This is a genomic window from Rhodopila sp., from assembly GCF_965277165.1.
Taxonomy (GTDB): Bacteria; Pseudomonadota; Alphaproteobacteria; order Acetobacterales; family Acetobacteraceae; genus Rhodopila.
On sequence record NZ_CBDICE010000005.1, the window covers coordinates 2,170,659 to 2,190,780 of the forward strand.

General features: G+C 64.2%; 20 protein-coding genes. 14 read left to right on the plus strand and 6 right to left on the minus strand.

What is annotated here, in order from left to right:
• Positions 1 to 41 precede the first annotated feature (41 nt).
• Positions 42 to 1,214: a Fic family protein gene (locus ACQY4Y_RS10695; RefSeq protein WP_428490531.1), complete on the plus strand. Its 1,173-nt coding sequence runs from the start codon at positions 42 to 44 to the stop codon at positions 1,212 to 1,214.
• Between the two features lie 69 nt (positions 1,215 to 1,283).
• Entirely contained in the window at positions 1,284 to 2,225 is a 942-nt protein-coding gene (locus ACQY4Y_RS10700) for an SMP-30/gluconolactonase/LRE family protein (RefSeq protein WP_428490532.1), read from the plus strand.
• 61 nt (positions 2,226 to 2,286) lie between these two features.
• Here ACQY4Y_RS10700 and ACQY4Y_RS10705 read toward each other — a convergent pair whose 3' ends face one another.
• On the minus strand, positions 2,287 to 2,877 hold the full coding sequence (locus ACQY4Y_RS10705; protein ID WP_428490533.1) for a DedA family protein: 591 nt from the start codon (positions 2,875 to 2,877) through the stop codon (positions 2,287 to 2,289).
• Positions 2,878 to 3,396: 519 nt separating this feature from the next.
• On the opposite strand from ACQY4Y_RS10705, the gene ACQY4Y_RS10710 reads away from it, so the two are divergent.
• From ACQY4Y_RS10710 to ACQY4Y_RS10720, 3 genes are all read left to right on the plus strand, one after another.
• A complete protein-coding gene (locus tag ACQY4Y_RS10710) occupies positions 3,397 to 4,485 on the plus strand; it encodes an OmpA family protein (RefSeq protein ID WP_428490534.1) in 1,089 nt (362 codons plus the stop codon).
• A gap of 142 nt (positions 4,486 to 4,627) precedes the next feature.
• A complete protein-coding gene (gene ada, locus ACQY4Y_RS10715; protein ID WP_428490535.1) occupies positions 4,628 to 5,710 on the plus strand; it encodes a bifunctional DNA-binding transcriptional regulator/O6-methylguanine-DNA methyltransferase Ada in 1,083 nt (360 codons plus the stop codon).
• 15 nt (positions 5,711 to 5,725) lie between these two features.
• The gene (locus tag ACQY4Y_RS10720; protein ID WP_428490536.1) at positions 5,726 to 6,568 is read left to right on the plus strand and encodes an SDR family NAD(P)-dependent oxidoreductase; all 843 of its coding nucleotides are present in this window, start codon (positions 5,726 to 5,728) and stop codon (positions 6,566 to 6,568) included.
• 63 nt (positions 6,569 to 6,631) lie between these two features.
• Here the strand turns inward: ACQY4Y_RS10720 and ACQY4Y_RS10725 are convergent, their stop codons facing one another.
• On the minus strand, positions 6,632 to 8,407 hold the full coding sequence (locus tag ACQY4Y_RS10725) for an aminopeptidase P family protein (RefSeq protein WP_428490537.1): 1,776 nt from the start codon (positions 8,405 to 8,407) through the stop codon (positions 6,632 to 6,634).
• Between the two features lie 189 nt (positions 8,408 to 8,596).
• Between ACQY4Y_RS10725 and ACQY4Y_RS10730 the strand changes: the two genes are divergently transcribed.
• Positions 8,597 to 8,914 (plus strand): DUF1127 domain-containing protein, encoded by a 318-nt coding sequence (locus tag ACQY4Y_RS10730; protein ID WP_428490538.1) that lies wholly within the window; start codon positions 8,597 to 8,599, stop codon positions 8,912 to 8,914.
• A gap of 98 nt (positions 8,915 to 9,012) precedes the next feature.
• Here ACQY4Y_RS10730 and ACQY4Y_RS10735 read toward each other — a convergent pair whose 3' ends face one another.
• Complete coding sequence (locus ACQY4Y_RS10735; RefSeq protein WP_428490539.1) at positions 9,013 to 9,171, minus strand: hypothetical protein; 159 nt, start codon at positions 9,169 to 9,171, stop codon at positions 9,013 to 9,015.
• A gap of 272 nt (positions 9,172 to 9,443) precedes the next feature.
• Between ACQY4Y_RS10735 and ACQY4Y_RS10740 the strand changes: the two genes are divergently transcribed.
• Together ACQY4Y_RS10740 and ACQY4Y_RS10745 are read left to right on the plus strand one after the other, a co-directional pair.
• The gene (locus ACQY4Y_RS10740) at positions 9,444 to 10,049 is read left to right on the plus strand and encodes a DUF1194 domain-containing protein (RefSeq protein WP_428490540.1); all 606 of its coding nucleotides are present in this window, start codon (positions 9,444 to 9,446) and stop codon (positions 10,047 to 10,049) included.
• A gap of 167 nt (positions 10,050 to 10,216) precedes the next feature.
• Positions 10,217 to 11,347 carry an AI-2E family transporter gene (locus ACQY4Y_RS10745; protein ID WP_428490541.1) on the plus strand — a complete coding sequence of 377 codons (1,131 nt, stop codon included), beginning with the start codon at positions 10,217 to 10,219 and terminating at the stop codon, positions 11,345 to 11,347.
• Between the two features lie 72 nt (positions 11,348 to 11,419).
• Here the strand turns inward: ACQY4Y_RS10745 and ACQY4Y_RS10750 are convergent, their stop codons facing one another.
• Positions 11,420 to 11,551 (minus strand): hypothetical protein, encoded by a 132-nt coding sequence (locus ACQY4Y_RS10750; protein WP_428490542.1) that lies wholly within the window; start codon positions 11,549 to 11,551, stop codon positions 11,420 to 11,422.
• Between the two features lie 267 nt (positions 11,552 to 11,818).
• Here ACQY4Y_RS10750 and thiS point away from each other — a divergent pair, with 267 nt between their 5' ends.
• Positions 11,819 to 12,031, plus strand: a complete 213-nt coding sequence (thiS, locus tag ACQY4Y_RS10755) for a sulfur carrier protein ThiS (protein WP_428490543.1) — start codon at positions 11,819 to 11,821, stop codon at positions 12,029 to 12,031.
• A gap of 2 nt (positions 12,032 to 12,033) precedes the next feature.
• The gene (locus ACQY4Y_RS10760) at positions 12,034 to 12,825 is read left to right on the plus strand and encodes a thiazole synthase (protein WP_428490544.1); all 792 of its coding nucleotides are present in this window, start codon (positions 12,034 to 12,036) and stop codon (positions 12,823 to 12,825) included.
• A 13-nt stretch (positions 12,826 to 12,838) separates the two neighbouring features.
• On the opposite strand, the gene ACQY4Y_RS10765 is transcribed toward ACQY4Y_RS10760, so the two are convergent.
• Positions 12,839 to 13,969 carry a type III PLP-dependent enzyme gene (locus tag ACQY4Y_RS10765; protein ID WP_428490545.1) on the minus strand — a complete coding sequence of 377 codons (1,131 nt, stop codon included), beginning with the start codon at positions 13,967 to 13,969 and terminating at the stop codon, positions 12,839 to 12,841.
• A 232-nt stretch (positions 13,970 to 14,201) separates the two neighbouring features.
• Between ACQY4Y_RS10765 and ACQY4Y_RS10770 the strand changes: the two genes are divergently transcribed.
• The 3 genes from ACQY4Y_RS10770 to ACQY4Y_RS10780 all read left to right on the plus strand — a co-directional run bounded on the left by ACQY4Y_RS10770 (position 14,202) and on the right by ACQY4Y_RS10780 (position 17,449).
• A complete protein-coding gene (locus ACQY4Y_RS10770; RefSeq protein ID WP_428490546.1) occupies positions 14,202 to 15,116 on the plus strand; it encodes a YihY/virulence factor BrkB family protein in 915 nt (304 codons plus the stop codon).
• Between the two features lie 196 nt (positions 15,117 to 15,312).
• A complete protein-coding gene (locus ACQY4Y_RS10775) occupies positions 15,313 to 17,199 on the plus strand; it encodes an HAD-IIIC family phosphatase (protein WP_428490547.1) in 1,887 nt (628 codons plus the stop codon).
• Between the two features lie 4 nt (positions 17,200 to 17,203).
• Positions 17,204 to 17,449, plus strand: a complete 246-nt coding sequence (locus ACQY4Y_RS10780) for an acyl carrier protein (protein WP_428490548.1) — start codon at positions 17,204 to 17,206, stop codon at positions 17,447 to 17,449.
• Between the two features lie 39 nt (positions 17,450 to 17,488).
• On the opposite strand, the gene ACQY4Y_RS10785 is transcribed toward ACQY4Y_RS10780, so the two are convergent.
• On the minus strand, positions 17,489 to 17,986 hold the full coding sequence (locus ACQY4Y_RS10785; RefSeq protein ID WP_428490549.1) for a DUF2939 domain-containing protein: 498 nt from the start codon (positions 17,984 to 17,986) through the stop codon (positions 17,489 to 17,491).
• A 292-nt stretch (positions 17,987 to 18,278) separates the two neighbouring features.
• Between ACQY4Y_RS10785 and argS the strand changes: the two genes are divergently transcribed.
• Complete coding sequence (argS, locus tag ACQY4Y_RS10790) at positions 18,279 to 20,084, plus strand: arginine--tRNA ligase (RefSeq protein WP_428490550.1); 1,806 nt, start codon at positions 18,279 to 18,281, stop codon at positions 20,082 to 20,084.
• Positions 20,085 to 20,122: the final 38 nt, after the last annotated feature.

Sequence of the window (20,122 nt, forward strand, 5' to 3'; positions counted from 1 at the left end):
AAGCGAGCTCGCTATTAACGCATCCTTTAACAAGGTCGTCGATGCCCGACCACCCAAGCCGCCTGGGTCGCTACGAAACCACCGCCATTGGCGGCGAGACGGTGCGCGCCTACATCCCGCCACCCCTGCCGCCTATACCGCCGATCGACCTCGCGGGCCTGCACGTCCCGCTCGAACAAGCCAACCAGACGCTTGGACGGCTCGACGGCATCGCCTCGGTGCTGCCCGATCCTTCCTTGTTCCTCTACATCTATATCCGCAAGGAGGCCCTGCTGTCCTCCCAGATCGAGGGCACACAGTCGTCGCTGTCCGACCTGCTGCTGTATGAGGCGGAAGCGGCGCCCGGCGTTCCGATCGATGACACGCGCGAGGTCTCCGGCTACGTCGCCGCGATGAACCACGGTCTGCATCGCCTGCGCGAGGACTTTCCCCTGTCGCTCCGCCTGATCCGGGAAATCCACGGCATTCTGCTTTCCCAAGGCCGAGGCCGCGACAAGGATCCTGGAGAATTCCGCCGCACCCAGAACTGGATCGGCGGCACGCGGCCCGGCAACGCCTTGTTCGTGCCGCCTCCGCCGCATCTGGTCATGGACAGCCTCGGCGCGCTTGAAGCCTTCATCCACGCCGACAGCCCGGACTTGCCGCTGCTGGTGAAAGCCGCCCTGGTACACGTCCAGTTCGAAACCATCCACCCGTTCCTTGACGGTAACGGTCGCCTCGGCCGCTTGCTGATAACCTTCCTGCTCTGCGAACGCGGTGTCCTGCGCGAGCCTCTGCTCTATCTCAGCCTGTTCTTCAAGCAGAACCGGCAGGCCTATTATGACCACCTGCAGGCGGTTCGCGAGCACGGCGACTGGGAGGCATGGGTCGGTTTTTTTCTCCGCGGCGTCACCGAGACCGCACGCCAGGGCACCCAGACCGCCCAGAGCCTGCTGCGGCTGTTCGGCAACGACCGAGCCCGTATCGAGCAACTTGGCCGCCCCGCTGCCACGGCGATGCGACTGCACCTTTTCCTGCAGCGTCGCGGATTGACCACAATCCCGGATGCATCCCGCCGGCTTGGCCTGTCGCAGCCCACCGTCACCAGCGCTATCGCCCACCTGCGAAAACTGAGCATTGTTCGCGAAACAACGGGCCGTCAGCGCGGGAAGGTGTTCGTCTATGGCGGGTTCCTCGATTTATTGAGCGAGGGCACCGATCCCTTGCCACGGTGATCCGCCCGGTTCCCCGCCATCCCAACCTCATCTAGGCTACTGCGATGCCAAACCGGGGGAGACCGAACCATGTGGGCACCAAGCCAGCGCTATCCCGATCCGAACGTGCAGGTGCTGGATCCCAGCTTCAACGCGCTGCGCCTGCCGCTTGCCTCTGTCGAACAGTTGGCCACCGGCTGCCGCTGGTCGGAAGGCCCGGTGTATTTCGGCGATGGCCGCTACCTGCTGTGGAGTGACATCCCCAACGACCGTATCCTGAAATGGGAAGAGGAGACCGGCGCGGTCAGCGTGTTCCGCAAGACCTCCTGGAACGCCAACGGCAATACCCGCGACCGTCAAGGTCGTCTGGTGACGTGCGAGCATCGCGGCCGCCGCGTCACCCGCACCGAGTATGACGGCAGCATCACAATCCTGATGGATCGCCACGAAGGCAAACCGTTGAATTCGCCTAACGACGTGGTGGTGAAATCCGATGGCTCGATCTGGTTCACCGACCCGACTTTCGGCATCAGCGGCTATTACGAGGGCGAGAAGGCCGCCTCCGAAATTCCCGCCGCGGTCTGGCGCGTCGACGCCCAGACCGGCCACGCCACTATGATGGCCGACGACATCGAGGGGCCCAACGGCCTCGCTTTCTCCCCCGACGAGCAACTCCTGTATGTGGTCGCCTCGCGGGCCGAACCGAACCGTCTGATCCGCGCCTTCGATGTCGTGGACGGTGGCAGCAAGCTGGCGCGGAATCGCGTGTTCATCGACGCCGAGGCAGGCACGCCCGATGGTTTTCGCGTCGATATACATGGCAATCTTTGGTGCGGCTGGGGCATGGGCCAGAACGAGTTGGACGGCGTGCGGGTATTTGACAAAAGCGCCACGCCGATCGGCCACATAACGCTGCCCGAGCGAGCCGCTAATCTTTGCTTCGGTGGCCGCTTCCGCAACCGATTGTTCATGGCGGCCAGCCACGGACTCTATGCCTTGTACGTCAATACGCAGGGTGCGGTTGGCGGTTGAAATCAGTGCCGGCATCGGTTCCCGATTCAACCGTCGTTTGCTCGGTGGAGGCGCCGCGGCGCTATCGCGAGCGAGCGCTAACCGCCCGGTGAACCAGCCATGCCCCGGCGCAACCGGTTAACAGCGCCGCGCCCCAAAGCGCGGCGGATTGCCAGTCGCCATCGCGCAGCCGCCCGATCGACAAGCCGGCGATCTGCGCCGGGTAGATGTGCACCGGCGCCCAGATCAACGCCGAGGCAACATTCGCCGCAACGAAGCGCCGCTGTCGCATCCCCGCCATGCCGGCAACCAGCGGAACGGTGGACCGCAGCACTGGCACAAATCGGCACAATGCCACGCTGTAGACGCCATACCGATCGAAGAAACGCACCGCGTTGTCCATCAGCAGGGGCCGTTGCGAAAACGGCCAGACGCCACGTAACCGGAGGCTGAACCGCTTGCCTGCCCAGAACGAAAGAAAATCGCCGATGACCGCGCCCAGGATGGAAAGTGCCAGGAACGGCAGCATCGATTGGCCCGCAATCGCCGCCGCGCCTGCAACCGCCATCAGGATTGGAGTTCCCGGAATAAGGATTCCCAGCACCGCCACGGCCTCGATGATCGCGGCAAGAAAAACCGCGCCCAGCGCCCAGCCCGGATGCAGCTTGACCATGTCGACTATGATGTCGATGCAATACCACATAAGCCGGATGCAAACCCCTGCAGCGAAAGCCGGCAACCACTATCGCTAATCCGGACAAGGAAGAAAAGCAGCCGCCATTCAGGCGCAGTTCGATCCGAAACCGGCGTTTCCATTATTTAAAGGCATCGGTTTCCCGGGTCCGCTAAAAACTGCCATGTGTTGCCCGCCTGCACGGCACTCGATTTGCGTCGCGGCGCCAAAGATGAAATAACGAAAAAGTTGATAGTTCACCAAAAGCTTCGACGCGGGCAACGCAATCCAAGCGAAAGCAATCAGTTATCCGACCTTTTCGGGTTCGCTTCAAATCCTCGCATGGCCGATCCGACAGGTTCGCGTCGGGCTTTCGCGATGCTGTTCAAGTCGTGGTGAATTGCCGGTTCGGACCGGCTATCGAATATGCGGGAACGCCAAAGGGCTGGGCGCAAGCAGCCGCTTCCAGCGGTTGCTCCTATCCCGGACAATCCAAGACCCAACCAGGAGTTCAGACGCATGCGTCTTCGCGGTGCGATCCTTGCCACGGCCCTTCTGACGACACCGATCCTCGCCACCGCGCAGCCGATCAGCGGACTGTATGTCGGCGCCGGCGCCGGGCTGCATGCCCCACAGAACCCGAAGGTGACGCCGTCAGGCGCTGGATTCGGCACCGGGCAACTGCAATTGAACGAGGATTTCGGCTTCAACTCCAATCTCGCCGTTGGATATGGCCTGGGCAACGGGTTCCGCTTCGAGATCGAGGGCGACTTCGCCCGCAGCGATCTGCGTCATGTCCTTGGCACCCCGTTCCCGACCGCCAGCAGCGGCACGATCCGTTCATACGGCGTGATGGCCAACGCCATCTTCGACATGGACATCGGTTCGCGCTGGGTGTTTCCCTATCTCGGCGGCGGTGCCGGATATCAATGGACGAAGCTGAACGCGGTGAATGCCACTGCGCTGAATGGTGGGTTTTCATCGTCGACCAGCACCCAGGACGGCGCATTCGCCCTTCAGGGCATCTTCGGCGCGTCGTTCCCGATCCCCAACGTGCCCGGTCTGTCGCTGACCGCGGACTACCGTTTCATGGACATCCTCGGGGGCGCCAAGTACGACGGCGTCGTGGACAACGGCGGCGTGATCACAGCTTCGGAACTCAAGCTGCACAATCAGTTCGATCATGACGTGGTGATCGGCGTTCGCTACGCCTTCAACGTGCCACCGCCGCCCGCGCCGCCGGCCCCGGAAGCCACGGCCACTCCGGCACCCGCGCCAGCCCGGTCCTACCTGGTGTTCTTCGACTGGGACAAGGCGGATCTGACTGAACGCGCGCGGGCGATCGTAAAGGAGGCGGCGGATAACTCCACCCGCGTTCAAGTCACCCGGATCGAGGTCAACGGCTATACGGACACCTCTGGAATCCGGGCTTACAACCAGGATCTCTCGGTTCGCCGCGCCAAGGCCGTGGCCGGCGAATTGGTGCGCGACGGCGTGCCGCGGAGCGTCATTAGTGTGCAGGGCTTCGGAGAGACCCATTTGCTGGTCGCCACCGGCCGCAACGTCAGGGAGCCGCAGAACCGCCGGGTCGAGATCATCATCCGCTGATCCCCGAGGCACTTGATCGCGATCGCGCAGCGGGTAATCGCCAGTTTCCGATTGGGGCAACGCCGGCCCGGGCCATATCTGGAATTGAGCCGCCGCAATCGCCGGATGGCGGCACGATGCGGTCCGGGCCAGATTATCGACCATGCAAGACACACACATCATCGACCGGGTTTCGGAAGAGCATCTCTGGAATCAGGTCTTCACCCGCCAGACCGGGGCCGACTTCTTCTATGCGGTATCCACCATGGGGGTGTATTGCCGCCCGGGTTGCCCCTCGCCGCGCCCACTGCGCAAGAACACCCGCTTCTTTCGATCCCCGACGGAAGCCGAGGCTGCGGGCTTTCGCGCCTGCAAGCGCTGCGACCCGAAAGGCGAACGTGCCCGTATCGCTCAGGACGTGGTGCGCGACGCCAGCGCCTTCATCGAGGCCAGCGATGAGGTCCCTTCGCTCGACGTCTTGGCCAAACGCTCAGGCTATTCGCGCTTTCACTTTCTGCGCATGTTCCGTAACCATACCGGCCTGACCCCACGCGCCTACGCCGACGCGATCCGCGCCCGTCGGCTGCACGCGTCGCTCGCCAACGGCAATCGAGTGATCGATGCTGTCGCCGACGCCGGCTTTGGTTCCGAGAGCCGGGTCTATGAAAATACCGCCACCCTGCTAGGCATGACCCCCGGCGCGGCTCGGCGCGGCGGTCAGGGCGAGCGCATCCGCACCGCGTTCGCCGACTGCCCGTTCGGCCGGTTGCTGGTCGGCGCGACCGCTAAGGGCGTCTGCTTCATCGGCTTCGCCGAACCGGATGAGGCATTGATGGCCGATCTGCGGCGGCGCTTCCCCCAAGCGGCGATCAGCACGGACGATGCCGCGCTGGCTGGAACGGTCGGTGCGGTGCTGGATTTCTTGCGCGAACCAAGGCAGGCCTTGGACCTTCCTCTCGACCTGAGAGGCACCGCTTTCCAGCAACGGGTATGGCGGACGCTATGCACCATTCCGCCCGGTGAGACCCGCAGCTATGCGCAGCTCGCCGCGATGGCGGGAAATCCGAAGGCAGTCCGAGCGGTGGCGCGGTCGTGCGCGACCAATCCTGTGTCGCTCGCGGTGCCCTGCCATCGGGTGGTCGGCAGCGATGGTGGGTTGACCGGCTATCGCTGGGGCGTCCCGCGTAAGCAGGCGCTGCTGGAGCACGAGAGAGCGCTTTCAGCCGGGCCAAAACCTCAAGTCTGAAAGGTGAATCGAGCCATGCGCGAACTCGCCGGCAAGACCGCATTCGTGACCGGCGGGGCAAGCGGCATCGGGCTCGCGCTCGGTCGGGCCTTTGTGCGGGCAGGCATGAATGTGATGTTCGCCGACATCGAAACTGACGCATTGACGCTCGCCGTCAAAAGCCTGCACGGCGTCGGTCGGGATGTGCGCGGCATTGGCTGCGACGTGACCGACCCGGCAAGTGTCGAGCAGGCGGCCAATGCGTCGTTCGCGGCATTTGGAAAGGTCCACGTGGTTTGCAACAATGCCGGCGTTGGCGGCGGCAGCGGCATCGACGACATCTCGCTCGAGACCTGGCGATGGGTACTCGACGTCAATCTGATGGGCGTGCTGCACGGCATCCGAAGCTTCCTGCCGCACCTGCGCGCTCACGGCGAAGGCGGCCACATTGTCAACACCGCATCGATGGCCGGAATGAACAGCGGGCTTGGGTTCAGCCCCTACTCGGCCAGCAAGTTCGCGGTGGTCAACATGTCGGAGGGGCTGGCGATGCAGGTCGCGCCGCTGGGGATTGGCGTGACCGTGCTGTGCCCGGGGTTTGTCCGCACTCGCATCTGGCAGAGCAGTCGCAATCGGCCGCGGCGCTACGGCGCGACGCCGGCGCCAGGCCCGGCAAGCCAGGCGGGCAAGCTGGCCGCCACCCTGGCCGAACGCGGACGCTCCGGGCTCGACCCGTCCGATGTCGCCGCACAGGTCCTGGCGGCGATCCGCAATAACGAACTCTACGTTTTCACCCATTGCGGCGCCGACTGGCGGGCGGAGTTGGCGGACCGCTTCACCGCCATTCTGGCGGCGATGGACGAGGCAGCGGCTCGGTAATTCCCGAGCTGCCGCGGCTGAGCGGCAGTCGCGCCACGTCGTTGAGAACAGATCCGACGGCTATCAGCGCGGCCCCAGCGGCGCGCACGCCGCCGCCAGCCAGTCGCGCTCCGCGTCGCCCAGCGCAGGACCGACCGTGCGCAGGACCCTGGCGTGATAGGCATCCAACCAGTCAATCTCCTGCCCGGTCATCAGCGCCGGACGCAGCAGCCGCCGATCGAACGGCGCCAATGTCAGGGTCTCGAATTCCAGGAACGGTTTTACCGCCCCGGGTAGGTCGGCCGGCTGCACCAGCAGCAGGTTTTCCAGGCGGATGCCATACCGTTCCGGCAGATAGAATCCCGGTTCGTTGGACAGGATCATCCCGGCATCGATCGCTACCGGACGAGCCAGCCGGGACAAACTGACCGGCCCCTCATGCACCGACAGATAGCTGCCCACCCCGTGACCGGTGCCGTGGTCGTAATCCAGTCCTACCTGCCACAACGCCCGCCGGGCAAACGCATCCAGATGAGCTCCTCCGACCCCTTTCGGAAACACCGCGGTGGCGATCGCGATGTGCCCCTGCATCACCCGAGTCACACGATCGCGCAGTTCGTCCGGCGGATCGCCGGGTCCGGTCCAGACGGTTCGGGTGATATCCGTCGTCCCGTCCGCATACTGCGCCCCTGAATCGATCAGGTACACCTCGTTCAACCCAAGCTGGCGGTTCGATCCCGCGCTTACCCGATAATGAATGATCGCGCCGTGCTCCCCGGCACCCGAGATCGCCGGAAAACTCTCGCCGCGAAACCCATCGACTTCACGCCGAAATCCCAGCAGCGCCTCGGCGGCGGAGATTTCGCTCTGCCGCCCGCTCGACGCCGCAACCGACAGCCAGTGCAGGAACCGGCAGACCGCGACCGCATCCCGCAGATGCGCCTCACGCGCGCCCTGCTGTTCGGTTGGGTTCTTGCAGGCCTTCGGCAACAGGCAGGGGTCGCTGGCCGACGCGACCACCGCCCCGGCGTTTTCCAGTCGCTGAGCAAACCAGACCGGCGACCCCGCCGCGTCAACCCGCACCGTCTTGCCCGCCAGCTTGGCCAACGCCGGGCCCAATTCGGTCCGATCCGCCACCGACACCGCGTTGCCCAACCAGGCCCGGGTCTCCGCCGGCAGCTTGGCCGCGTCCATGAACAGATCAGTCGCCGCATCGGCATGAATCAGTGCGAAGCCCAATGCGAACGGCGTGAACGGCACGTCCCCGCCGCGGATATTCAACAGCCATGCGATCGAGGCCGGATCGGTCAGCACCGCCGCGTCCTGCTTGGCCTCCCGCAGCAGCTTGGCAACATCGCCGCGCTTTTGCTCCGACGTCCGCCCGGCGAAAGCCAGCGGGTGCGGGACCGCCGGCGCCGCGGGCGCTGCCGGGCGGTCCGGCCAGATTGCGTCGATCGGATTGTGCTCGACCGCGACCATGGTCAGACCGGCATCGCAATAGCGGCCCAGCGCCTCCTGGCTGATCAGCATCGGATCATAGCCGATCCGGCCGCCCTTCGGAGCGTGTGCCGCCGCCCAGATCGGCGGTGGCTGCTCGATCAGATGCAGCCGCTGCCACAGCGCCGGATCGGTCTGCTCGGCAAGCTGCAGCACATAGCGCCCGTCAGTGAACACCGCCGCAGTCGCGGTCAGCACCACAGCCAGACCGGCACTGCCGGTGAAGCCGGTCAGCCATGCAAGGCGCTCCGCCGCCGCCGGCACATACTCCCCAAGGTGTTCATCCGCGCGTGGAACGATGAACCCATCCAAGCCCTGGCGGACCAATTCCTGCCTCAGCGCAGGCAACGCTGAATCGTCCATTTCAATCCTCGGAACACGGTTGCTTCAGATTTTCATGGCTCCATGCCATTCCATGCTTTTGACGCATGGCAGTTGGTTGATTCCGCGACTTAACGTCCACGTAATCCGCATTATGTTGCACTGCGTCATGACCGGAAGCGACCGCCAGCCCGACGGCACGCACGACCGGGAGACGTATGGATAGTTGCCATGAGCGTTCACACCGCCAAATCCGAATTTTCCTTCCAGTTACCCAGCATGAGCTACATCGACGCCAAGTGGGAAGAGCCGAACCTGCGCGCGCCCGCCTCCGTCCCCGCGGATCGCCAGCGTGGTGGCCTCGCCGCCTGGGTATCCCGTCCGATCCGCGGCTTGATGTCCTGGTACCGCGACAATCAGGCCGCTCAGGAACTATCGTTGATGTCGGACCGTGAACTCAGCGATATCGGCCTCAGCCGAGCTGACGTGGGTCGCGTCTTTCAGACCCGCTTCAACGCCGATCTAAGCCAGCGCGGCGTGAGTCGCTGAACGCTATGACCGGGGTCGGCGGCGCTGCCTGATGAATGTGTCCTCAGGTAGCGCCGCCGACCAAGCTTGACATGTGCATACAATTGTGATCGCGGACGTCATCGCGGCCAGCGCAAGGACGCTAGCGCCCGGGTGATCGTGGCCGGGACGTCGTGCCACTCCGCCAGAATCCAATAGCACAGCAACAGGACCAAGATCCCGAACACCGGAACCGCGAAGCCGCGGCCTGTGCGCGCCTGCTTGCGGGATACCGCCATGACAACCTCCAGTTCGCCGCCGCGTCAAAGACCACGACGCGCCGACGCGGTGACTATGGCCCTTGGAACAGGGCAAAAATTAGCGGCATCGGTGGCTTCATTGCGAGCATAATGATGCCCGAGTCCGGCTCGCCGTTGCTGGAAAAGATCGAGCGGTGGGAAATAGGTCACAGCGAGCCGCCCCCTCGGCCACCCAACCAAAGTCTCCCCGGCTCCTGGCAACGCCGGCTCCAGTCAACGACAGCCCGAACTTCGACCGCGGGAGGAACGCGATGGATCACGTCGAACTGGCGATGGTGTTGGCGGTGGATGGGTCGGCCAGCGTCACCTATGACGAATTCGGATTGATCGCCCGAGGCATGGCGACGGCGCTGCGTGATCCGGCGGTGGCCGCTGGACTGACCGGGCGCAGTGTGCTCGCCCTGTTGCTATGGTCTGGCGCCGGCCAGCAGGACATCATCACCGGCTGGACGCTGATTACCACGGCGGCCGACCTGGCCGCATTTGCTGATGGGGTCGACAACATGCCGCGCACCGTGAAGGCCGGCAACACCGCGATCGGCGAGGCGCTGCTGGCTTCACTGACGCTCCTCGCGCATGCACCGGCGATTCCTGGACGCAGCATCGTCGACGTCATCGGGGATGGCCGATCCAACGATGGCATCGCCCCAGGGCCGGTCCGCGACCGCATGGCAGCGGCGGATATCACCATCAACGGCCTCTGCATCCTGCATGAGGAGCCTGACCTGCTGACATCCTACACCAACGACGTGATCGGCGGCCCCGGCGCCTTCGCCGTCACCTGCCGCGACTATCGCGATTTCACTGAAGCCATGCGGCAGAAGCTGACGCGCGAGGTCAAATTCCCTATCGTCTGACCGCTGTCGAAAAGGTGTTCCGCTGCCTTGGCGCGGTGCGGCGTTGTAGGTCATGTGACAGCCGACATCGTCGCACCAACAAGAGGATCGATCGTCTGACTGACCAACCCACAGAAGCCGACGAAAACCGCCTCGTTGCCAAGGAAGTGCGGCACGAGTACGTCGCCGTGACCGAAGCCGAGGGCGACGTCCTGCGCGGCCGCACCGTCGGTTCGGTGACCGAAAAGAAGACCTTTGGCGACGATGAAGACGACGCCATGCCGCTGCCCACCGACCCGCGGACCTTCTTTTTGGGCGGGCTGTTCACGCTGGCCTGCATGGCCGCGCTCTATATTGCCGCCCCGATCGTGCTTCCGCTGATACTCGCCATTGTCCTCAAGCTTCTGCTGCAGCCGCTGGTCCGCCTTCTGGAACGTGTCCACATCCCGCGCGCCATCGGCGCCATCCTGTCGGTGCTGCTGGTCTTGCTGGCCTTCGCCGGCACCATCAGCATGCTCGCCGGTCCCGCCGCCGCCTGGGCCGCGAAGTTGCCCGAGGCGATCCCCAAACTAAAGGACAGCCTGAGCGTGCTGCAGCCGCCGATCGATGCCATCCAGCGGATGATGACCCTGGTCGCGGGCCCGGCCGTCGGGGCTGGAGCGCAGGCACCGAATATGCATCCGTCCAGCCTGCTGGGCGCACTGCTGGCCGGGTCCGCCACCGCCACCTCGGGCCTGTTCACCACCCTGCTCATTCTGTTCTACATGCTGGTGTCGGGTGAGACCTTCCTGCGCCGCATGGTCGAGATCCTGCCGCGGTTCAAGGACAAGCGCCAGGCGGTCGAATTGTCGCTGCACATCGAGCGCGACGTATCCGCCTATCTGCTGACCGTCTCCTGCATCAATTTGCTCGTCGGCGTCGCCACCGGCTGCGTCATGTGGCTGTGCGGCGTCGCCAACCCGGTGCTGTGGGGCGCCGTCGCCTTCGTGCTGAACTTCGTGCCGATCCTCGGGGCGATGGTCGGGCTCGTCATCTTTCTGATGGCCAGCGTGCTGGCGCTTGGCGTCACCTGGTGGGCGTTGCTGCCGGTCGGCCTCTATTTGGGCATCCACATCATCGAGGGCGAATTCGCCACCCCGATGCTGCTGGCTCGGCGTTTCACCATCAATCCGGTGGCGCTGATCCTGGCGTTGATCTTCTGGTACTGGATGTGGGGCGTAACCGGCGCGATCCTGGCAGTGCCGCTGCTGGCAATCGCCAAGATCATCTGCGACGAACTCCGCCCGCTGCGCGCTTTCGGTCATCTGCTGGAGGGTTGAGGCTCGCGCAGCCCCATTTTCCGCCAACGTACCGCGGCTAGCGCGTCCCGCCCGACGCGCCTGCCCAGGCCGTCAGTCGATTCCAGATCCGATGATTTGCAGCGTCATGGCCGCGAAGATCGCGGCGATGAATACGCTGGCGGTGGCCATTGCTGCGCGTCCGCCCCAATTCTGCAACGCGGTCGCCTTGTACGCCAGCGCCAATTCCCATACGCCGTAGCCGGCGAAAACGGCGCTGAGGCTCCCCAGGACAACGGATCCGATTTGCTCGTGCATAGATAATTGTTACACCGATCCGATATGGCAAGGCAACAAGTATTCCACGCCGTGTCCCCGCAGCTGGAAACGTCCCCGGCGCCATAAGCTTGATCGAAAACGCCCGATTCCCGGCGGCTGGACGCCCCGCAACCGTCGGTCGCAAACATTGCCGTCAGGCAGCCGGCATCCCATACTGATGGCATGCATGGTTCCGTGACATTGACCCTCAACGGCGAAACCAGGGTGTTCGCTGGCCCCGCCGACGGCCCGCTTTCGCTCTCGGCGCTGCTGGGCGTGCTTGGGCTCGACGGCCGCAAGGTTGCGGTCGAGCGGAACCAGGAGATCGTGCCGCGGTCGCGCTACGCCGAGACCTGGCTGGCCAGCGGCGATGCGCTGGAGATCGTGCATTTCATCGGTGGAGGCTGAGCATGGATGGATCAATCGTGGCGGACGACACCTGGTCGGTGGCAGGACGGAGCTTCCGCTCTCGGCTGATCGTCGGAACCGGCCGTTACAAGGACCTGGAGGAAACTGGCCGCGCGATCGAGGCCAGCGGGGCTGAGATCGTCACCGTGGCGGTGCGACGGGTCAACCTGTCCGACACCGGCGCGCCGATGCTGCAGGATTACGTCGATCCGAAGAAATACACCTACCTTCCGAATACCGCCGGATGTTTCACCGCAAATGAAGCCGTTCGCACCTTGCGGCTGGCGCGGGAAGCAGGCGGGTGGAATCTGGTCAAGCTGGAGGTCCTTGGACCTCCGCCGCTGCTCTATCCCGACATGCAAGGCACTTTCCAGGCCGCGGAAGCGCTGATCAAGGACGGCTTCCAGGTCATGGTCTACTGCGCCGACGACCCACTCGCGGCCAAGCGGCTGCAGGACGTGGGCTGTGTCGCGATCATGCCGCTGGGTGCACCGATCGGGTCCGGTCTGGGCATCCAAAACCCGGCGATGATCTCGATGATGATGGAACACGTGACGGTGCCGTTCCTGGTCGATGCCGGTGTCGGCACCGCGTCGGATGCGGCGATCGCGATGGAGTTGGGCTGCGACGCCGTTCTGCTGAACTCGGCGATCGCCCATGCCAAGGATCCGGTATTGATGGCACGCGCGATGAAGGCCGCGATCGAGGCCGGACGGTTGGCCTATCGGGCCGGCCGGATGCCGCGTCGGATGGGTGCGGATCCGTCCAGCCCGCTGACCGGGCTGATTCGATAGCGGGGAGCCGACTTTACAGGTAATACTCCGCGAGCGGCGCGAAGCCGTTGAACCTGGTGCTGGCGTAGGTCGTCACATACGCACCGGCGGACAGCAGCTCCACCCGATCGCCACACTGCAGCGCCAATGGCAGCCGATAGTTCGACCTCTCATACATGATGTCCGCGCCGTCGCAGGTGGGTCCGGCGATCGCCACCGGCCCGGTCTTGCTGCCATCGTGTGCCGTGGTGATGCGATACTTGATCGACTCGCCCTCGGTCTCCGCCAAGCCGCCGAAACGGCCGATATCGAGGTAGACCCAGCGTAGCGGGTCGTGCCTGTCACGGCGGCTGACCAGCACCACCTCGGCCTGCACCAGGCCGGCATCCCCGACGACGAAGCGGCCAGGCTCGATCACCATCTCCGGCAGGTTGTTGCCGAAGTGCCGGGTCATCGCCGTCATGATGGCGTCGCCGAAACGGTCAATCTCCGGCACGTCGTCTCGGTAGCGGGTCGGAAAACCGCCGCCCAGGTTCATCATCCGCAGGTTTACGCCAGCCTCGGTCAGGTCGGTGAACAGCATCGCGACCTTGCCGATGGCGGCCTCGTAGGCGTGCGTGGTGACCTGCTGACTGCCGACGTGAAACGACAGCCCGTACGGGTCCAGCCCAAGCTTGCCCGCCTGCAACATCAGTTCGCGGGCATCCTTGATCGTAGTGCCGAATTTGCGCGACAACGGCCAATCCGCGCCCTCATTTTCGACCAGAATGCGGCAATAGACCCGAGAGCCCGGGGCATGACGGACAAGCTTCTGCAACTCCTCTCGGGAGTCGAAGGCGAACATCGTGACGCCGGCCTGATGCGCCCGGCGGATTGCCGACACCTTCTTGATGGTGTTGCCGAAACTGATCATCTCTGGCGCTGCGCCGGCGTCCAGGCAAGACACCACCTCCTCGATGCTTGCGGCGTCGAAGTAACTGGATAGTCCTGCCAGACGCTCCAGCACCTGCGGCGCCGGATTTGCTTTGACCGCGTAGTAGATGCGCGCCAACGGCAGCGCATCACGCAGAGCGCGGAAATTATCCTCCACGCGGTCCACATCAAGCACCATGCACGGCGTGGCCGGCTGCTGCTGCGCAAGGAATCGGGCGATTTTCGGAGTCATCGCGCCGGGCCTCCCTCGGTTGGACGCTCACCTATCCAGGCGATGAGCGTAGTTGACGAAACGGTCGAACGAACCAGCGACCAAACGATTGCCAGAACGCTTGACGTCGTTGCGTAACCACAGAGGGCCAGAGGCACGTGCGTTGCTGCGTGAGCGCCATCTAAGACCCCCCTCCCCCCCTTGCAATAGGAAATTCGTGTACGGGGTCAAAAAACCCCCCGCGCCGAGCCACATGCTTGATCGCACTGTGTTAACCAAGGACGACGTGGCACCCGATATGACGCCTCGACACGCCGCCCCGGCGTGGCACGGCCTGCTCGGCCGCACCCTCCGAGAGAGCACGTCGGATCGGGTTTCGCTCGCCGCCGCGGGCTGCGCATTCTATGCCACCTTGGCGCTGTTTCCGGCGATCAGCATGCTGATCTCGGTAGCCGGCATGATCCTCGATCCGGTTACCGCCGAAAAACAGCTTGCGGTGGTGTCCGGCCTGCTGCCGTCACCCGCCTTCTCGCTGATCGAGGACCGCGTACACCAACTCGTCAACCAGAGTGGCGGCGCGCTCAGCCTGCATCTCGCGGTCAGTTTCCTGCTGACGTTCTGGAGCAGCGCCAGCGGCAGCAAGTCGGTTCTGTCGGCGGTCAACGTGGCTTATGACGTGACCGAGCAGCGGCCCTTCCTGCGGTTTCAGGCGATCGGGCTGGCAATGACACTGGTTTCGGTGCTGTGCGCGATCCTGGCGATAAGCGTTCTGCTGCTGCTGCCCCCGGCGATCAATTTACTCGGCCTTTCCAGTCATGGCGGCGGACTGATCCACCTTGCCGGCATGACGATGCTGATCGGCTTCTTCTTGGCCGCCATCATGCTGCTTTATCGCTTCGGTCCATCGCGACCCAAGCCGCCGCATCCGCGCGTCATCCCGGGTGCCGTGCTGGCCACCATGCTGTGGCTGATCGCGTCGGAGCTGCTGTCGTTCTATGTCTCTCGGATATCCTCATTCGGCGCCACCTATGGCTCGCTCGGGGCCGCTGTCGGGATCATGCTCTGGTTCTATATCTCCGCCTACGCCGTGCTGCTCGGCGCGGAACTCAACGCCCGTCTGGAAGAGGTCCACGAGGCCGGCTGGGAACCCGATACACGAGGCCGCTAAAGCGCTATTCCGTTTCCATATCGCAGCATAAATACGGCCACATTCATCGCGCTGCCGGATAGGCTTCGTTATCGGGCCTCCGCCTCGGAAGCTGCATCTTGTTGAGACTGATACCATATCGGCGCCCCGGCGTTTTTCGTTGATCGCTCCGAGCCCCAGGTGATATCGACGTTGCGCGACGCACAAGAGAGCATCCATGACCGATCTCCATTGGTTGCCGACCATTGCCGACTGGCGTCAACGCCTGCGCGCCTTGCCCGCCGATCCAGCGACCGCCTGGGAAAACGCCGTTGTGCTGGCCAACGCGCGACTGAATTTCGTGTTGACCAATTCCCTGGATGAAACCATCCGCCGCGTGCTGCCTGCGGGGCCCGAGGCTCTGGCCACCAAGAAAGTAAGGCTCGCGGTGCTGGGGTCCTCCACCCTGACTCACCTGCTGCCCGCCATCCGGGTCGCCGGCCTGCGACGTGGGATCTGGGTCGACACTTACGAGAACGACTACGGACAATATCTGCAGGAACTATCGGACACCGATTCACCGCTGCACGCATTCAAGCCCACGGCGGTACTGGTCGCGCTCGACGCTTATCACCTGACCGCCGGGGTAACCGCGGCGATGGACGCCGATACCGCCGACGCCGCGTTGACCGAGATGGGGGACCGCCTGCGCGAGGTCTGGCGCCTGGCCCGCGAAGCGTTCCGCTGCCCGATCATCCAGCAGGCGGCGCTGCCGGTTCACCTGTCTTTGCTTGGAAATAACGAACACCGGCTGCCTGGGTCACGCGCCTGGCTGCTGACCCGGCTGAACGCGGCGATCCGCGACATGGCCGATGCTGAGGGCATTGACGTGCTGGCGGTCGACGACCGCGCCTGCCGCGATGGTGTCGGCAGATGGCACGACGCGGCTCTGTGGCATCGCTCGAAGCAAGAGGTGTCGCCAACCGCCGGTCCGCTGTACGGCGATCTGGTCGGCCGCTGGCTTGCAGCGAAGCAGGGTCGCTCGTTCAAGTGCCTGGTGCTGGATCTCGACAACACGGTCTGGGGTGGCGTCATCGGTGATGACGGTCTGGAAGGTATCGTGCTCGGTCAGGGCAGCCCGCTGGGGGAAGCCTACGCCGCGTTCCAGGAATATGCCCGCGAACTCAGCCGTCGCGGCGTGATCCTGGCGGTGTGTTCGAAGAACGACGAAGCCAACGCACTGGAGCCGTTCGAAAAGCACCCGGACATGGTGCTGAAGCGCGCCGACATCGCCAGCTTCGTCGCCAACTGGTCGAACAAGGCCGACAACATCCGCGCCATCGCGCAGGAATTGAACATCGGCCTCGATGCCCTGTGTTTCATCGACGACAATCCTTTCGAGCGCAACCTGGTGCGTCAGGAGCTGCCCATGGTCGCGGTGCCCGAGGTGTCGGACGATCCGACCGGTTATCCGCTGGCGCTATCCGACGCCGGCTATTTCGAGGCGCTGTCTGTCACCGATGAAGATCGCGAGCGCACCTCGCAATACCAGGGCAACAAGGCGCGCGACGCACTGAAGGCGGCGGTGACGGATCTGCCGTCGTATCTGCGCGGGCTGGAGATGGCCCTGATCTGGCGGCGCTTCGACAAGCTCGGCTTGCAGCGGATCGTGCAGCTCATCAACAAGTCGAATCAGTTCAACCTCACCACCCGGCGCTACACCGACGAAGACATCCTCGCGCTGATGTCCGATCCGCGGGCCTTCGGGCTGCAGCTTCGGCTGACAGACAGGTTCGGCGACAACGGCATCATTGCCATCATCATCGGGCGAATGCAGGCGGACCAGGACCTTTATATCGATACCTGGCTGATGAGCTGCCGCGTGCTTGGACGGCAGGTCGAGCCGACGACGCTGAACCTGATCGCCCAGCAAGCGGCCAACCTGGGGGCCAGGCGGCTGATCGGCGAATACATCCCGACCAAGAAGAACGCCATGGTCAGGGAGCACTATGCCCGGCTGGGCTTTACCGTTATGCAAACGGACGACACCGGCGGCAACCGCAATATCCTGGATCTTGCCGCGTTCACGCCGGCCAAAACTTTCATTCATGTGGTCGAGGGCTGACCTGATGGCGACGGAAGCCGAAATCTATGGCGATCTGACAGAGATCTTCCACGACGTGTTCATGCGCGACGACATCAAGCTATCGCCGGAACTCACCGCAAAGGGGGTGCAGGGTTGGGACAGCTTCAAGCAGATCGAGATCATCATGGCCTGCGAGGAGAAGTGGGGGATCAAGTTCAACACCCGCGAACTCGACGCTCTTCGCTGCGTCGGCGATCTGGCAACGATGGTGCAGAAGAAGACCGCCTAGATCGCCGCCCGCTAGCCCGGCATCACCAGCGAACTCGCCTCAGGTCCTAGAGCCAGCGGCTAGCATCTCGGGCGGCAACCATACCCGTTGCACGCGCCATGCTCCGTTCTGCAGGTCCATTTCCAGCTTGATTGGATCCGTTTGGCCGCCTGCCCGCAAACTGACCAGGAACGTGGTTGGGCTGTCGAAGAATGCCCAATTGACGTGGACATCGGCTCCCCTCGGCGCCCGCGTCGGCTGATTTGCCGGCACGGTGGTGGTCGCGGCGGCCAATAGCGCCTGCGGAGTGACAGATTTATCGATCGAGTTCGATGCAATGCCACGAACGAACGATGCTCCGAACGGCGGCAAGCTCGCCGTCGTCGTAGACGCCGGCGTTTCGGTTCCAAGATCGCAGACGTCTTCCTTGATTCCCTCCCGCACCGCGGGCCAGTCAACTAGAGACTCCAAGGTGGAGGCATCAGCGCTTTGGAGGGCCGATCCGAGCCGATAAAGCGTCACGTAGGGATAGGCGACATAGGCGACACCGACACTCAACACAGTCGCAAGCAGTGGCCACCTGGCACGCATTCGTATGCTCCGTGTTTTGTCGCCCCGTTCCGTTCGACGTGTAGCAGCTAAACGCGGAGGGGTGGAGTGCTTTCCTTGAGGAAACAGCACATTGAGCCTCAACTAGTTGATAAACCGTTAACTCTGTCGTGAGCGTCGCAGATCATCGCAACCGCCGAACCGGCAATGCCACGTGCCGACAGCACGACCAGGGGCGGCAACCGACGCCGGCGAGGCAACACCATCGACCCTGACCTCGGTTCCGCGCTAACACCCGACCATGAACTCCTCCGATCTCTACGCCCGCCTGCGCGAGACCGTCCTCGCCGCCCTGGGCGACATCGTCCCCGACCTGCCCGCGGACGTCGCGGCGCGTGTCGAGATCACCCCCACCCGAGACCAGGCGCATGGCGACATGGCCACCAATGCCGCCATGGTCTCGGCCAAGGCCGCCCGCCAGCCGCCCGCGAAAATCGCCGCCACCTTGGTCAAGCACCTGACCGCCGCACCCGATGTCGCCGCCGCCGAGGCTGCCGGGCCCGGCTTCGTCAACCTCCGCCTGCGCCCCGACGCGTTTCGAGCCATTCTCCCCGCCATTCTGCGAGGCGGTGAATCCTGGGGTGACGCCACCATCGGCGCGGGAACCAGAATCAATGTGGAATACGTCTCCGCCAACCCGACCGGTCCGATGCATATCGGTCACTGCCGAGGCGCCGTGGTCGGCGACGCGCTCGCCAATTTGCTCACCAAGGCCGGCTACGGCGTCACCAAGGAATACTACATCAACGACGCCGGCGCGCAGATCACCGCGCTCGCCTGGGCGGCCTACTGGCGCTACCTTCAGGCCATCGGCTCGCCGATCACCGAGCAGATGTTCGCCAGCGAAGTTCCAGGCGGACTGCAATATAAGGGTGATTACCTCGCCGACGTCGGCAGAGCCCTGGGCGAACGATACCAAGCCTCGCTGGCCACGCCCGACCTCGGCATCGCCCCGCCCGAACTCTGGCTCAACGCGGTCAAGGACCTCACCATTGCCGCAATGATGACCGAGATCCGCGAAGACCTGCGCCGGCTTGGCGTGCAACAGGACGTTTTCTCCAGCGAGCGCGCCCTGCTTGCTTCCGGGGCCGCCGACGCGGTAATCGCCAAGTTGCGTGCCGACGGGCTGATTTATCAGGGCGTGCTGGAACCCCCGAAGGGCAAGACGCCGGACGACTGGGAACCGCGCCCGCAAACCTTGTTCCAGGCCACCCGGTTCGGCGACGACGTCGACCGGCCGTTGCGCAAATCCGACGGCTCCAACACCTATTTCGCCAACGATATCGGCTATCACGCCGACAAGGTCTCGCGCGGCTATGACGTGCTGATCGACGTCCTCGGTGCCGACCACGGCGGATATGTCTCCCGCATCAAGGCAGCGGTTCGCGCGATCGCGGCCGACGCCGTCAAACTGGAGGCCGTGCTCTGCCAGATCGTCCACATCGTCAAGGCCGGCCAGCCGGTCCGCATGTCCAAGCGCGCCGGCAGCTACGTCACTCTGCGCGACCTGCTGGACGAAGTCGGCAAGGACGCTGTCCGGTTCACCATGCTGACCCGCAAGGCCGATGCGCAGATGGAGTTCGATCTCGACCAGGTGCTGGCCACCAGCCGCGAAAACCCGGTGTTCTACGTCCAATACGCCCATGCTCGCTGTCGCTCTGTGCTGCGCGCCGCGGCCGAAATGTTCTCCCGCCACGGTCTGGCCGACCCCGACTTGGCCGACCCCGACCTGGCCGAGACAGCCCTGGACACCCTGACCGGAGAGCCCGAACTGACCCTGATGCGCCGCCTGGCACTTTGGCCGCGTACCGTGGAAAGTGCGGCTATTGCAAGAGAGCCTCATAGGATAGCGTTTTTTCTCTATGACTTGGCAGCCGACTTTCATATGTTATGGAACCGAGGCAAGGACGACACCACGCTTCGATTCCTGCAGCCCGATCAACCGGCGGAGACCCGTGCGCGGCTCGCCCTGGTTGCGGCAACGGCGATCGTGATCCGTTCCGGCCTTGCGGTGATGGGCGTCACGCCCGTCGAGGAAATGCGCTGACCGCCGGCTGATTCCGCCGGCCAAGGCCAAGCGGGAAA